Below are 15254 nucleotides of genomic sequence, written 5' to 3'. Positions count from 1 at the left end.
TGGACGGGACCCGCCACCAGACCGAAGACCTTCAGGATGCCACGAATGTGGTTGGAGAGTTGAGTGGTCATGCCCACCAACTGCCGGCGAGCGCCCAGCAGGGCACGGAGCCGATGCACCTCAAACGACTTGACATGGACGCTGCGGTACCAGCCCGTGCGAACGATCTGAGCCAAGCCTTCGGCATCGTTGCGGTCATTCTTGCTGAGCTGCATCGCCAGAGCGGCCTTGGCGTGGCGCGCATCGAGACAGATCACCTCTAGGCTATGGCGGTGTAGCCCGTGCACGAGCCAAAGCATTAGCGGCCCCGTCTCAACGCCGACCCGGAGATCACGACCGTGCCAGTGCAGGATCTGGGCGAAAGCCTCGGGATTGGTCGCGGTCTTGCCGCGCCAGAGGCGGCGGCCCTGCGCATCCACGATGCAGATCGTGGTTTCCTTCTGCGAGACATCCAGGCCGGCGTAGTAGGTCATCAGCTGCTCCTGCTCTGTTGGGCCAATCAGACTGTCGTCTGTTCGGCATCTCCACCAGAGCTCACGCGCCCCCGGCAATTACCCAATGTCCACATATGAGATTCCAGGGACTCAGAGTCTCACGCCAAGATGTCTATGGTTGTTCCAAAATCGGGAATTTCACGCCAAAGTGCCTAGCGACAACTGGGCCCGCACGCCCGTGGGCTCCGTCGAGCGGGCGATCTCCTGGCGAACGGCTGGGGTGGTGCGGGCACTGGGATGAATTGAGGGCATCACGCCCTCCTGCGGTGAGGAGTTTGGCGCCGCAGGCCGTCAAAGCGCCAAGTATATTCCTCAATCGCCCAACGCACCCGATCCCAACGACCTTCCGCCACCAAACAGTTTTAAAGGGCGTCTAACGTAATATTGACGATGTCGAGTAAACGGCGTCGGCGGCCCTGTTCGGCGCTACCCTTTCCCATCACTCTGAGACCCTGAACGGAGCTCACGACAAAACGTGCCAATGCTCGGCTATCCCGATCACCGCTCAACTCGTTTTTCTCCTGCCCACGCTTGATCGCGGCATTAAGGGCATTCTCCAACCGGGTGAGGTGATCGGCGACCAGCGCCGCAATTTGGGGATCATGCGGTGCCACATCCAAGCTGCTGTTGGCAACGAGGCAGCCTCGATCGTCCCGCCCGCTCAATTCATCGTTCACGACTGACATCATGAGCTTGCGCACAATGTCCTTGACCGGTCCATCCTGAGCAACGAGATTCACATTCGCCGACGTTGTTTTATGATATTGCTGCAAGGCAACTTGATACATCTGCTGCTTGCTGCCAAAGGCATTATAGATGCTGCTTCGCGACAATCCGGTTTCACGAATAAGATCGTCCATTGAGGTGGCGGCATAACCATGTTTCAAGAAAACGCGCATGATCGCGTCTGCCGCAGCTTCCGAATCGAATTCCCGAGGTCGCATTTCTGGCCCCTTTTAGCCTGAACGGTCCAAATATCACCTCGACCGACAATGGGCAACGCGGAAGAGAGCGTGCATTCCGCGCATGCAATAATGTCCGATCCGATTGGGAGCTTGCTGTTACCAATCTGGCCGACGACACGCATTTGTTCTCTGAGCTTGGATGCTCCCGCGACTAAGCTGCAGTTGTCGCTGTAGCCGGCGTTTCTCAGCTGGCTTCGATGACATGCCATAGGAGTCAACACGACCGGCATTCTCAGTGCCACCTGGAAGATTGCCGAAGCGTGTCTGATCTTCCTCCGCGTACAGACCAGCCGGTGTTGTCGTTTGACCTTCCGGCGTCATGCGTTACCAGAAGTAACGCGCCGCGATCTACTGCGCTGCCGTCAGGTCGGTGTCGTACCGGTCGCCGCCTCTGGATCGGCAACCGCGATAGTACCAGTGCTCGCGCACCCCACAGTCCGAGCTATCATCGGTCACCTGGACGTGCCAGGGGTCTGGCGCACGTGGATCAGGGCTATAGCAGCGAGAGAGCTTCGGCTGCGACGCGAGCATGCGATCGCGTTGCAAGTGGTCAGACCTACCGACGCTAAGGGCGGGTTCGTACCGTTGCTGCCCGCTGGGTGGCCGAGAGCACATACCTGGGCCACGCGCATTTGCTACCCCCTTGCGCGACTACGTGCGATTACTTCAGACGCTCGCTCATTTCCACGCATTGCTCTGACCTCTATCGTTCTGCGGCAGGCGGTAAACGACATCGCGATCAATAACAGCTTTAAGGTAGTTGATTCTTCTCCGAAAACCGGAAACTATAGAAAAGTGTTTGCCTTGACAGTTTTGTATCGATCAGTCCATAACCATCGGCGGTTGGGCACTTCCTATGGCTATACTTGACAAGGGGCTGACATGTCGCACGAGCGGCAAATCGAACAAAAATCCGCCGTCATCGCGGTGCTTGGCACCGGCATTATCGGCGCACCGGTCGCACGCAACCTCCATAAGAAGGGCTTTGCAGTCCGCGTATGGAATCGAAGCGCTCAAAAGGCGCACGCGCTTTCGGAAGAAGGAATTGTGATTGCGGCTGATCCGGCGGAGGCGGTCAAAGGTGCCGACATCGTCGTCACGGTCCTCAAGGACGGCCCGGCGATAGAGAGCACGATTTCCTCAATCCGGCCCGAAATTGGCGGCGCCATATGGATCCAGCTCAGCACAGTCGGGATCGAGGCCACAGAGCGCTTGAAGCAACTCGCGGCTGCGAAGGGCTGGATATACTTCGACGCCCCGGTGCAGGGGACTCGCCAGTCAGCCGAAGCGGGCAAACTCGTCATCCTGGCTTCAGGGCCGACCGAGGGACGCGAGCGGGCTCAACCGATATTCGATGCGATCGGGAGCCGCTCTGTCTGGGTCTCCGAGCTGCCAGGCGACGCAACGAAGCTGAAGCTCGCCTTGAATAGCCTGGTTCTTGCACTTACGCATGGGACGGCAGAAAGCCTTTCTCTTGCCAAAGCGTTAGGTGTTGATCCCGCGCTTGTGGTCGACGTCGTGAAGGGCGGGCCTCTTGACAGTCCTTTCTTTCAAGCCAAAGCATCGGCGATCCTCAATGAGAATTTTGAGCCGAGCTTTACGATCAATAATGCCATCAAGGACAGCAAACTTGTCGACGCCGCCGCTAAGGAGGCCGGCCTGAAGCTCGACCTGGTGACTGCAGGCAAGAGCAGGTTCGAGCGGGCCGCCGCATACGGCGCCGGGAACCTCGATATCGCTGCTTCCTACCTGGCCTGATCCACAGAAGTCGACGTATCCGACTCTACGAAGTCGACCATTGGCCGGTCTGACTTCGCTCCCTGTTCGCCTGCGCCATTTTTACGAGATTTGGATGCCTGATCTTCTTGGATATCGATTGAAGCTCGGTGTGGCGGTACCCTCAACCAATACGTCCGCACAGCCGGAAATGGATGCGTTACGGCCCGCCGGGGTCACCAATCACATTGCACGCATCCTCATTGAAGACGAGTCTCTTGAAGAGGAGGCTGGCTTCAACAGCGTGATCGACAGGATCCGTAAATCGACAAGCAACGCCTTGAAGAGCTTAAGCGCCTGCGGATTACAACGTGTCATCGTAGCGGTCTCGCCAGATAGCTATTGGGAAGGCGCGGAGCATCACCGGTTGCTTCTGGCGCAGTTTCGTGAGGCTGCCGGCGGCGCCGAGATTACCACCAGCGCCGACGCGATCGAGGCAGCTCTGGAGCAACTCGGCGGGTTGCGCCGGATTGGCCTGATCAGCCCCTATTCCGAAATCGGGGACAATCCGGCAAGCCGCTTTTTCATTGAGCGCGGTTACGAGGTTGTCGCACTCCATGGCCTCGGCGGAACGAGCCCATCCCGGATTGCAGATGTGACGACAGCGAAGCTTCGCGCCGCGGTCGAGGCGGTTAACCGGCCCGAGGTGGAGGCGATCATACAGGTTGGCACGAACGTGCCAATGGCGGCCTTTGCCGCGCTCGCCGAAGACTGGGTCGGCAAACCTGTCATCACAAACAACGCCGTTCTTTATTGGCATGCGCTGAGACAGAGCGGAATCGCAGATTCCGTTGAGCGAGCCGGATTGCTGTTCTCAATCCGTTGAGGCGGCGAGATCCAGCATTGATGACAAGACTTGAAAATATCCGGGAGTGATCTCTGGACCCGGTCACTCCTCCGCTTAGTCAGAAACGAGGGAAAGCCTTTAACGACGCTGCACAGCGCAGTTCCCTTATCACTTGTTTTGTACACTTCGATCCAAAAATGCGCAAAGGAGCACTGGAATGTCTGTCGAACACCACAGACCGACGAATCCTCCACCGATTCCCGGTTTCCGTGGGCAACGCGCTATCTCAAGCCTGAATTTGCTCAGCACGAGAATGAGCTTGGCCGAAATGTTGCTGGCTCAGGCCAGAAGCCGGCCTCGGGAGATTGCCGTCACCGACGGGAAAAACTCTCTTTCCTACGCCGAATTCGTCGAACGATGCCTTTCCGTGGCCCACGCTCTGCGTGAGCGCGGGATTGGCCCAAGCGACAGGGTAGGGGTTTTCATCGAGTCCTCCGTGGATCTCCTGGTGGGGGTCTGGTCGGTGCTTCTGGCCGGCGGCGCATATCTCCCGCTCGCAACCGACTATCCTGAAGAGCGTCTGGCGCACATGACGCGGGACGGCGGCGTCTCTGTCATCGTCAGTCATGCCAAAGGCCATGCTGCTCTCTCGAATTTCCTACTGCCCGGCGTCGAGGTTATCGACGTCGAGTCCGTCGGCGACAAATCATCGATCAAGGTGACGGACCTCGATCTCGGCTTGAACGACCTGACGGACAGCGACCTCGCTTACGTGATTTTCACCTCGGGAACGACGGGAGCACCGAAGGGCGTGGCGATATCGCACCGGGCCATCGTCAGTCAACTCACATGGCTGCAAACGGAGCATCACCTCGTCAGCGGCCAGAAGATCTTGCAGAAGACGCCGATCAGTTTCGATGCCGCGCAATGGGAGTTGCTGGCGGTCTGCTGCGGCGCCACGGTGGTGATGGGATATCCGAGCATCCACCGCGATCCCGCCGGCATCGTTCAGATGATCAAGGCCCATGACGTCACGATGCTGCAGGCCGTGCCGACATTGCTGCAGGCCTTGGTGGACGATCCGGAGTTCGCCCAAACGTCCACCTTGAAAAGCATCTACAGCGGCGGTGAAGCACTGAGCCGGAAGCTCGCTTCGCGCATTCTCAATGTCAAGCCGGATGTCACGCTGGTCAACCTCTACGGTCCGACCGAATGCACGATCAATGCCACTTCGTTTACCGTAACGCGTGAAGGTTTGGAGCATCTCGAGGAGACCGTTCCGCTCGGCTTCGCAGCGGCCAGGACGGGGTTGCATATCCTGGATGACGAGCACAGGCCCGTGCCGCCAGGAGAGACCGGAGAACTTTATATTTCCGGAGTCCAGGTCGCCGAGGGGTATTTGAACCGGCCCGAACAGACAAGCGAGCGGTTTGTCAAACTGCCGCCGGCGCCCGGCCAGGATCCGGTCCGCATGTACAAATCCGGCGATCTTGTCAGGCTCAACCCGGACGGCACCCTGCACTTCGTGGGCCGTGCGGATAATCAGGTCAAATTCAGAGGCTACCGGATCGAATTGGACGAGATCCGCATGGCGATTGAAAACCATGACTGGGTGAAATCGGCGGCAGTCTTTGTCAAATCGGATGCCCGGACGGGCCAGCCCGTCCTGCTTGCAGGAGTCGAGCTCAATCCCCGAGATGCATCGGTCATGGATCAGGGCGATCACGGAGCGCACCACCAGAGCAAGAAAAGCCGCCTGCAAGTGAGGGCGCAGCTTTCCGATGGCGGTTTGAGGCGGGCCAGCGACCTCGTCGGCCGTTCGTCGGTCGATCTTCCTGGCCGGGAGGAAACGGTGGTTCAACGTCGGCGGGCCTTTGCGCGGAAAACCTACCGCTTCTTTGACGGCGGCCGGCTGTCGTCAACCGACCTCCTCAATTTGCTGGAACGCCCAGTGGTTACAGGCCCGTCGTCAAGCCTTTCGGCCCTGGATCTGAAGACCCTCGGCGCATTGATGCGAAACCTTGGGCAGTTCAGGAGCCATGAACGGCTTCTGCCAAAATATGCCTATGCTTCGCCGGGCGCACTCTACGCGACGCAAGTTCATATCGAACTTCGCAACATAGCGGATATTCCGTCCGGACATTACTATTATCATCCTGCAGACCATCGCCTTGTCCTGATCCGGGCAGAGCGCGAAGAAGACTCGGGCCCTTCCGCGACACTGCACTTCATCGGCAACGTCGCGGCCATCCGCCCCGTCTATAAGAACAACATCCTTGAAGTTCTTGAGATGGAGACGGGGCATATCCTTGGTCTGCTCGATGCCGTTCTCCCGGAATATGGCCTGGCGCTCGGACGCGGCGCGTTTGTGAACGAAGTTGGTGAGTTGCTTCGCCTGGATGAGGACCATGCCTATCTGGGGTCATTCGACATAGTCCCGTTTTCAGAACGCGAAGATACCGAAGCGCTCGAAATCTACGTTCAAGCCCATGGAGATAAGGTCGACGGCCTGCCTTCCGGAACCTACCGGTACCGGGATGGAAGATTTGAGCCATTTTCAAAGCATGTGGTTCAACAGAAACATGTCATCGCTATCAACCAGCAGGTCTATGAGCGGTCGAGTGCGGGTGTCACATTCGTTAACCGAACGGCCGAGGCATGGCGTCGCTATATCGATCTTGGGCGGGGCCTTCAAACCCTGCAGATGAACGACATCCAGATCGGCCTGATGTCGTCGGGATACAGTTCGAAAACCGGCAAGGATCTGGTCGCCGCCCGGCGGATATTCGATATCCTGCGCGAACCGGGCCAGCCGGAGCCGGCGGTCTACTTCGCTCTGGCGGGTAAGATCAGCACCGACCAGATCTCCCATGAGGGCATGCGGGAGGATGCGGTTCACATGCATGGGCCCGCCGAACTCGTGCGCAAGGATCTTCATAACATCCTGCCCGACTATATGGTCCCGAGCCGCATCGTGGTAATCGACCAGCTCCCCTACAGCGCATCCGGCAAGGTGGATGTCGTCGCGCTCAAGCAATCGAATATCTTCGACGAACAGCATTCCGAACGGGAGTTCGTGCCAGCCCGCACCGCCATCGAAGAGGCGATCAGCACGATCTGGCGGCGGGAAATGAACCTCGATGATGTTTCCATACGGGACGACTTTTTCGAAATCGGCGGAGATTCGCTGCAAGCGGTCACGGTCGTACTGGAAATCAACCAGACGCTGGGAGCGAACCTGCCCATCCAGGTATTGTTCGAGGACGCCACAATCGAAAAGCTTGCTCGGCGCATCACCAAGGGACGCCAGCACGGCACTGCCCGGGCGGTCACGCTTCGGGCCGGAATCGACCAGCCTATTTTCCTGTGGCCCGGTCTCGGCGGCTATCCGTTGAACCTCCGGCCTCTCGCCCAGGCCCTGGAGACGAAACGGCCGGTGATGGGTGTGCAGGCATCAGGGATCAATCCCAGCGAGGAGATTTCCGGTTCGATCGAAGAGATGGCCGCTGCGGATGTCGCGGTCCTTCGCAGTATCCAGCCGCAAGGCCCCTACAGCCTCTGGGGGTATTCATTCGGTGCCCGTGTCGCGTACGAAGTCGCCGCTCAGCTCGAAGAGGCCGGTGAGACGGTGCAGGAACTGGTTTTCCTGGCCCCGGGTTCTCCGGAACTCGAAAGCGGGCAGCCCGTTCGGGGCGATAGCAATACGCTTTTCCGCGATCGCTCTTTCCTCACCATTCTGTATTCCGTGTTCACCCATTCGATAGACCCCCAGCTTGTCGAGGCATGCGTGCAGACGGCCAAGGACGAGGCCAGCTTCATCGAGCATGTAGCGGCCTCCTATCCGGCGCTCGACAGGGGATTGATCGAACGCATCGTGCGGCTTGTAACGGCGATTTACGGGCCGACCTACGGCCCGGAACCGCGCACGCGGCCATTGAAGGCACCGGCAACGATTCTGCGGGCGCGAGGAGACAGCCGGTCCTTCGTCGAATCGGCATCGGTCAGCATTTCCAACGTGGTGCGGATCGTCGATCTGGAGCCGGATCATTACACGGTACTGAAACCTGCGGGACTGCCGCATGTGATCGCCGCCCTGAAGACAGTTGCAGCGAGCAGAAGCGAGCTGGACGACGGGCCGGCACGGATAGCGGCCTGATTGGAAGGAGATCGACTGTGCCTCACGTCATCATCAAGCATTTTCGGCAAACCTCGATCGGCGGCGCGTGCGAGACTGAAAAGTGCCGTCGCCGAAGCGGCTCAAGGTGCGTTTCGCCGCAATCCCGGCGCCATTTCGATTACCCTGGAGGGCATTCCTCCGGATCGATGGCACGAAGCGGTCTACGAACCGGACATCCAGCCGCATATCGGCCACCTGCTCAAATCGCCCGATGATCAAAGTCGGTCATCTAACGCTTGAACGCGGCTTAACCCGGAATCCTTCGGAGCAAAACCTATGTTGACAGGAGATGAAACGAAGAATCGCAGGCTGCTTTTGTTGGCTATCTTCCTGCTTTCACTGAACCTGCGCCCGGCCGTCGCCGCCATTGGATCCCTTGCCGCGCCGATACTCGGGACGACCCCGATCGGTTCGCTCGGTCTTGGATTGTTGACGACGATTCCTGTCTTTTTGATCGGGCTCGGTGCGATTTATGTCCGGCAGATCCGAGCGGTGCTGGGCGAAAGGCGGGACGTCGCAGTCGGCGGCCTCATCATCGCGGCTTCCTGCCTTCTGCGGTACTGGTTCGATGGCGCCGCCGGCCTGATCCTCACCGCCAGCGGAGCGGGGATCGGAATCGCGATCATCCGAGCTTTGACCTCAAGCTTCGCCAAGCGCAATTACAGGGCCGGAATAGGTCGCGTGATCGGCGTCTATTCTACCGGCATCGTGGTCGGCGGCGCCGTCGCCGCAGGAGTGGCGGCCCACCTCGCAAGCCGCCTCGGCTGGCAAGGAACATTGGCGGCCTGGTCACTGCCGGCGCTGAGCGCCACAGTCGTCTGGCTTCTCGCGTCCCGTGATGCGAGAAGCGAAGGCGGCATCGACATGGTGGCGTCGGTCAGTGCCTCCCACTCCCCGCACTTGTGGAGCAACCTGCGCTGTTGGTCGCTGATGATCTTCTTCGGGGTCGGAACGGGCGCCTTCATGCTGGCGATGGCCTGGATCCCTCCGTTCTACCTCGGCCTTCAGCAGCCTGCCGAAAGAGCCGGCCTGTTGCTGTCGATTCTGACTGTTGTCGAGGCTGCCACGGCACTCGGCGTTGCTGCTTTTGTTCATCACCTCCCGGACCGGCGCGGACCGCTGACTTTCTCCCTCATCACGGTGGCCACCGGGTTTGCCGTCCTCACCATGTCGCCGATTGCGTTGGCCATTCCCGCGATGGTGATGCTGGGGATGGGCATCGGCATTCTGTTCCCGTTATCGATCATCGTTGCAATCGACCATATCGATGACCCAACGATCGCGGGCAATTTCACAGCCATCGTCCAAGGCGGCGGCTACATCCTCGCAAGCTTCGTGCCGCTGATCGCAGGCGGGTTCCATGACGTCTTCGCCGACCTCACGCATGTCTGGACCCTGATGGCCATCGGCAGCATCGTCATGATCGCCGTCGCCGCGCGCTTCTCTCCGGACAGTTATGTTCGATTTCGGAACGCTCTCCATCTTCGACCCGCGCCGCGGGCCGCCCGAAGGGAGCTGGAGCGCATGAGAGCTTAGATTTCATCAACATCGTCACGCCGGGTCATCCGCCCACCACGCATCGGAAACCGCATCATGCGTCAGAAACTGCTTTCATTCGTCGCGGCCTCATTTCTCGCACTGTCTTTGCCAGCTTGCATTGATGACCGGGAGCCGGGTTAGCGTATGGGGAAGTCCATTAGTCCAATAGAGTTTCGCCATCTGCGCTACTTCCTAGCCGCATCCGAGTACGGAAGTTTCCGCAAGGCGGCCGCTGCTCTTGCAATACAGGAATCAACGATCAGCCGCCGTGTCCGCGATCTTGAGGATCGGATCGGAGTGTCGCTCTTTCATCGCCATAGCGGGGGCGTCCGCCTGACGGAGGCGGGCGAGCGGTATTTTCGCCATGCTCAGAGAATCCTCAGGCACGTCCGGGATAGTTCCAAGGCCGCAGCCACTGTCGGGCGCTCGGAGGAAGGGCGCGTCAGAATAGGCATCTACTCCTCTCTCGCATCGGGCTTTATTCCGCGACTTCTCCGCGCCTACGATCGCCAGCACACGAAGGTGCAGATCGAACTCGTCGACGGCAACCCGGCCGAGCATGTCGCCGCCATCAACCAGCTTCAGCTCGACGTCGCCTTCCTGACGGGTACGCGCGGATGGCCCGGATGCGATGCGGCGCAACTGTGGTCGGAGCGGGTCATCGCTGTGCTGCCGGACTCGCATGTTCTGGCCGGGAAGGGCGAACTGCAATGGCACGAACTTGCTGATGAGCATTTCATCGTCAGCGAGGTCGCACCCGGCCAGGAGATTCATGATTATCTGGTGCAGCGGCTGGCGGATCTGGGCCACCATCCCGAAATTCAGCCGCACCATGTGAGCCGAGACAATCTGCTCTCTCTCGTTGCGCTCGGACGTGGACTGACGCTGACCAGCGAGGCGATGACGGCCGCGCAATTTCCCGGCATCTGCTATCGGCCGATCGCTGGGGAGATCCTTCCCTTCAACGCCGTATGGTCTCCGAACAATGACAATCCTGCTCTGCGGCGTCTGCTTTCCATCGCGAAATCGATGGCGAGAGCATCGCCCCCAATCAATGATTAGCCGGGGTTGCGCGGTTCGGGTCCGGCAGGCTTGGTCCGCCGCGCCTTCGCAAAGCCGCGATCCGTGGCGATGAACCGCTCCAGCATCGGCACGATCAACTTCACGGGATCAGCAACTGATTGTCCGGTCTCGCGGGCCAGCACCTCGGCGTAGGCGGTCAGATCGCGGTGGAGCGCGGCGGGCAGTTCCACGGTGACCTTGACCGGCTTGTCGTCCGCGATGGGACCGAGTTTCAGCTTCGTCATGGGTCAGCCTCGATAGGGTTCGAACACGAGATCGCGGGTGACGATGACGCGGACGGGGAAGCCCGGCCGGATGGTCAGCGTCGGCGCGACATTGAGCTGGCGGCGGATGATCTGTTGACCGGCATCGGTGATGGTGTCCTGCGCGCCATTGCGAATGGCGCGGAGCAATCGATCCTCGTCATCGACGGCGAGCTCCGCACCAATAGCGAGCAGCGTCGAGAGGCCAGCGGCTTTGGCGAGATCCCACCAATGATAGTCAACGCCGTCCTCAAGACCGGCATAGCCTTGGGTATCGGCGCCCGGCTGACGCTCGAGCACGATCGAACGGCCGTTCGGGAAGATCAGCCGGTTCCAGACCAGCAGCACTCGGCGCTGACCGAAGCCGACATCGTTGCTGTATTCGCCGATGATCCTGGTGCCCTGCGGGACGATCAGGATACGCCCGGTCGGGCTGTCGTAGATGTTTTCCGTCACCTGCGCGGTGATCTGGCCGGGCAAATCGGAGCGAATGCCGGTGATGAGAGCGGCCGGGATGACAGCGCCCGCCTGGAGGACATAGGGTGATGGCGGGGCCATGACGCGATCGGCCACAACGGTGCGGCGGTCGACGGCAGCGTTGAGGAAGGCGAGTTGCCGATCCTGCGCGGTCGGGATTCCCGACTGGCCGGGTAAGCCCATCGCGGTGGGGTTCGGTGCTGCGATGCCGAGGGACGTTGCTGCGGTGCCCGGACCAGTCTGAAAGAAGACCCGGCTGGTGCGGGCGGCCTCCTGTTCCGCGAGGCGGCGCTGTTCCTCCGGATCGACCTGCGGCGTTGCCATGGCGGGCGGCGCGACCGGTTGCCCGCGGTTCTGGGCGTCGAGGATCGGCCGCCCGAGATCGCCGGGCAACGGCGGCCCCAGAACCGGGCCGGTGTAGTCGCGCGGCAGGCCGGCGAGACCATCGGCGGTCGGTCGGTTCTCGGTCGAATAGAGTTCTTCGTTCCCGATGCCGCTGGTACGGGTATGCAGGGCATAGATCAGGGCCGTCCCGATACCGACGCTGACCACGAGACCGGCGCCCGCCAGAACCTTCCTTGACAGGCGGGTGACGCGCGGCGGTTCGGCGCGCAATCGCATCGAGGCGGCGAAATCGGGGGCCGAGGCCGATGGCGATCCGTTGCTTGCGGGGTTGTTCTCGCTCACGATGCGGGCCTTTCGTCGGTCCGAACGATCCTGACGGTCTGCTGGCGCTGACCGCTACCGAGGCGCAGCTCGGCCGCGCCGAAGAGTCGGTCGACAATCAGGATGTTCCGATAGATGCGGCTGTTGACGATCTGCGCCTCGCCGTCCGGGCCAATGACGAAGATCGGCGGCATCTCGCCCTGGACGATGCCACGCGGGAACTCAACATAGACCCGGCGCCCGTCGTCGTAGACGGAGACCGGACGCCAGGGCGGCGTGTCGCCGCTCAGGGCGTAGCGATAGTTGCGCGCTCCTCCGTCGGGAATGACGGGCGTCGCCGGCATGCTCTGGCGGTGCGAGGCCGGAGGCTGCGGATAGGCCCAGGCGACCGCCGGCATATAAGGGCTCTCGCCTGCGCGCAGCTCGAGCATGTAGAGGCGCCGATCGGTCGTGATGATGAGATTGGTCGAGATGTCCGTGCGCGTGGGCTTGACGAGGACATGGACGCGGCGCGTCACACCGCTCCCGCTCGCGGTATCACCAATGATCCAGCGCGCTGTGTCGCCTGCGGCGATCGCGCCGGAGCCGGTCAGGCTTTCGCCGGGCTCGAGCGCGATGTTGGTGATCTGACCCGGCGCGGCATAGACCTGATAGAGGGCGCCGTCGCTCCAGGGATAGATCTGGATCGCATTGTAATAGCCCTCACGACGCGGCTCGACGCGGGCGGCGGCGTTGGCGTTTTGCACGCGGCTGGTGGGCGTGCTTGCCGCGTTTCCACCGCGCGCGGGCGTCCAGGCCGGTGGAATATGCAGCGGACGCGGACTTAAGTCGGTGACGGCAGCCGGGACGGCAGGCAATGGCGGAACATCGCTGTCATAGCTGATCTCCGGCGGCTTGTTGGTCGCGCAGCCGGCAAGCACAGTTGCCGAAAGCAGAAGAAGCGCAAGCGCGGGTCTACGGAATGCCGGGAAGCCGGGCTTGCGGAGTGACATCCTCATTGGCCCAACTCCCGCGACCAGTTGATGGCGTTGACGTAGATGCCGAGCGGATTGGCGCGCAGACGCTCGGCGTCGCGTGGCACTTGGATCACGATGGTCAGGATCGCGGTCCAGCGCTCGGTCGCTTCGAGCTGGCCGTTCTCGTAGCGGCGCTCGACCCAGGCGACGCGGAAGGAATCCGGCGAGGCGCGGATGACGCTCGATACGTCCACTGCGACCTGCTGGCGACCGACGCGGTTAAACGGGTCATTGGCGCGGGCGTAGTCGTTGAGCGCGGCAGCACCGCGGTCGGTCGTCCACTCATAGGCGCGAAGCCAGTTCTGGCGGACGATGATCGCGTCAGCCGGAATGCTCCTGACCTGCTCGATGAAGCGTGCGAGATGCCACGCCACCTGTGGATCGGTCGGGCGATAGTCGGCCGTGGCCTGAGCGATCGCCTGTGCCTGACCGAGCCGGTCAACCTGCACCACCCAGGGCACGACGGTCCCACGCGCCGACTGCCAGACGAGCACGGTGGCAAAGCCCGCTGACAGGAACAAAGAACCGAAGGCGATGGTGCGCCAGTTCTTCGCCTGCACGCGGGCGGAGCCGATACGTTCGTCCCAGACCTGCGCGGCCTTCTGGTAAGGGGTGACGGGTTCGGGCGTCTTGCCATAATGGGTCGCGGGTCGTTTGAAGAAGCTCATGAGCGGTCGCTTGTCTGAAGGCTGACGGAAGAGCCGCCACTGTGACTGTCGCCAGAGCGGACGGCGTGTGCGGCGGCGGTTGCGCCGTGGCTGAGGGCTTGGCTGCGTGTCATGCGCTTCGCCCAGTCTGGCGGCCCGTCGCGAGATGGCGCGGTCGCGTCCGCGGCCTCGTTCCCGGCATCGGCGCGACCTCCCATGGTTCCCATGGTGGAGGAGCCGCCGGTGGCACTGAGACCGGCTCTGGTGCCCTCGGAGAATCTGGATTTGATGCTCTCGGCGCGTGTGGCCGCACGTTTGAGCGGTGATGGTGCCGCCGCACCTGCAGCCCGCGCAACACCGCCGAGGCCGGCAGCAACGCCAGCAGCGCCCGACTGACCGAGGGAGCCGAGGCTGTAAGCGGCCGTCGCGCCACCCACAGCTGCGGCACCACTTCTGGTGGCGGCGGCTCCACCCGACAACGCGGCGCCGCCTCCCTTCGCGGTGAGCCCTGCCGCCCCACCGGCGGCAAGTGCTGTGCCACCCGCCACGAGACCCGCGCCGACCGCCGCGCCCGGGCCAAGCTGCGGACCGCCCTGCACCAGGCCGGCGGCAACGCCGGGACCGAAGATGCCGAGGCCGAGCAGCGAGAGCGCGGCCAGCACGACGGTCATGGCATCATCGATGGTCGGCATCTGGCCACCAAATCCCTGTGTGAACTGGCTGAACAGCGTCGATCCGATGCCGATGATGACCGCCAGAACGAGAACCTTGATGCCCGACGAGATGACGTTGCCCAACACCCTTTCGGCCATGAAAGCGGTCTTGCCGAACAGGCCAAACGGGATCAGCACGAAGCCGGCTAAGGTGGTGAGCTTGAATTCAATCAGGGTGACGAAGAGTTGGACGGCGAGAATGAAGAAGGCGAGCAGCACCAGCGCCCAAGCGAACAGGAGGCAGGCGATCTGGATGAAGTTCTCGAAAAACGAGACCCAGCCCATCAGGTCGGAGATGGATTCCAGCAAGGGTCGCGCGGCATCGAGCCCGGTCTGCGCCACCTTGCCGGGGCGCATCAAATCCTGCGCGGTGAAGCTCGTGCCAGAGCCTTTCAGACCGAGGCCAGCGAAGGAATCGAAGACGATCTTCGCGAGATTGTTCCAATTGCCGATCAGATAGGCGAATACGCCGACGAACAGCGTCTTCTTCACGAGCCGAGCAATGACGTCGTCATCGGCGCCCCAGCTCCAGAACAGCGCAGCCAGCGTCACGTCGATGACGATCAGGGTGGTGGCAATGAAGGCGACTTCACCACCGAGGAGTCCGAAGCCGGAGTCGATGTAGCGGGTGAAGACGGTGAGGAAATTGTCGATGACGCCGGAACCGCCCAT

The 15254-nt window shown here is 61.4% G+C and carries 12 protein-coding genes; 5 read left to right on the top strand and 7 right to left on the bottom strand.

What is annotated here, in order from left to right:
- The coding region (locus tag DC522_RS19695; RefSeq protein WP_165820219.1) for a transposase at positions 1 to 473 on the bottom strand (473 nt) is incomplete at its 3' end.
- A 383-nt stretch (positions 474 to 856) separates the two neighbouring features.
- The gene (locus DC522_RS19690; protein WP_116530354.1) at positions 857 to 1438 is read right to left on the bottom strand and encodes a TetR/AcrR family transcriptional regulator; all 582 of its coding nucleotides are present in this window, start codon (positions 1436 to 1438) and stop codon (positions 857 to 859) included.
- 903 nt (positions 1439 to 2341) lie between these two features.
- Here DC522_RS19690 and DC522_RS19685 point away from each other — a divergent pair.
- From DC522_RS19685 to DC522_RS19665, 5 genes are all read left to right on the top strand, one after another.
- Positions 2342 to 3217: an NAD(P)-dependent oxidoreductase gene (locus DC522_RS19685; protein ID WP_116530353.1), complete on the top strand. Its 876-nt coding sequence runs from the start codon at positions 2342 to 2344 to the stop codon at positions 3215 to 3217.
- 94 nt (positions 3218 to 3311) lie between these two features.
- Positions 3312 to 4061, top strand: a complete 750-nt coding sequence (locus tag DC522_RS19680) for an arylmalonate decarboxylase (RefSeq protein WP_116530352.1) — start codon at positions 3312 to 3314, stop codon at positions 4059 to 4061.
- Between the two features lie 289 nt (positions 4062 to 4350).
- Positions 4351 to 8178 (top strand): amino acid adenylation domain-containing protein, encoded by a 3828-nt coding sequence (locus DC522_RS19675; protein ID WP_245444333.1) that lies wholly within the window; start codon positions 4351 to 4353, stop codon positions 8176 to 8178.
- A 339-nt stretch (positions 8179 to 8517) separates the two neighbouring features.
- Positions 8518 to 9735, top strand: coding sequence for an MFS transporter (locus DC522_RS19670; protein WP_205769699.1), 1218 nt, complete (start codon positions 8518 to 8520; stop codon positions 9733 to 9735).
- 147 nt (positions 9736 to 9882) lie between these two features.
- Entirely contained in the window at positions 9883 to 10800 is a 918-nt protein-coding gene (locus tag DC522_RS19665; protein ID WP_116530349.1) for a LysR family transcriptional regulator, read from the top strand.
- On the opposite strand, the gene DC522_RS19660 is transcribed toward DC522_RS19665, so the two are convergent.
- The 5 genes from DC522_RS19660 to trbL all read right to left on the bottom strand — a co-directional run bounded on the left by DC522_RS19660 (position 10797) and on the right by trbL (position 15254).
- On the bottom strand, positions 10797 to 11045 hold the full coding sequence (locus DC522_RS19660; RefSeq protein WP_047190337.1) for a DUF2274 domain-containing protein: 249 nt from the start codon (positions 11043 to 11045) through the stop codon (positions 10797 to 10799). The two genes, DC522_RS19665 and DC522_RS19660, sit on opposite strands and share 4 nt — an antisense overlap.
- A gap of 3 nt (positions 11046 to 11048) precedes the next feature.
- A complete protein-coding gene (locus DC522_RS19655) occupies positions 11049 to 12161 on the bottom strand; it encodes a TrbI/VirB10 family protein (protein ID WP_116530359.1) in 1113 nt (370 codons plus the stop codon).
- A gap of 62 nt (positions 12162 to 12223) precedes the next feature.
- Positions 12224 to 13204 carry a P-type conjugative transfer protein TrbG gene (gene trbG / locus DC522_RS19650; RefSeq protein WP_116530348.1) on the bottom strand — a complete coding sequence of 327 codons (981 nt, stop codon included), beginning with the start codon at positions 13202 to 13204 and terminating at the stop codon, positions 12224 to 12226.
- Complete coding sequence (gene trbF, locus DC522_RS19645) at positions 13201 to 13890, bottom strand: conjugal transfer protein TrbF (protein WP_116530347.1); 690 nt, start codon at positions 13888 to 13890, stop codon at positions 13201 to 13203. The genes trbG and trbF overlap by 4 nt, the downstream gene beginning before the upstream one ends.
- Positions 13887 to 15254, bottom strand: coding sequence for a P-type conjugative transfer protein TrbL (gene trbL / locus DC522_RS19640; RefSeq protein WP_116530346.1), 1368 nt, complete (start codon positions 15252 to 15254; stop codon positions 13887 to 13889). The genes trbF and trbL overlap by 4 nt, the downstream gene beginning before the upstream one ends.

The organism is Microvirga sp. KLBC 81 (assembly GCF_003075415.1).
In the GTDB taxonomy this organism is placed as follows: domain Bacteria; phylum Pseudomonadota; class Alphaproteobacteria; order Rhizobiales; family Beijerinckiaceae; genus Microvirga.
This window is presented reverse-complemented; position numbering and strand designations above follow the sequence as displayed.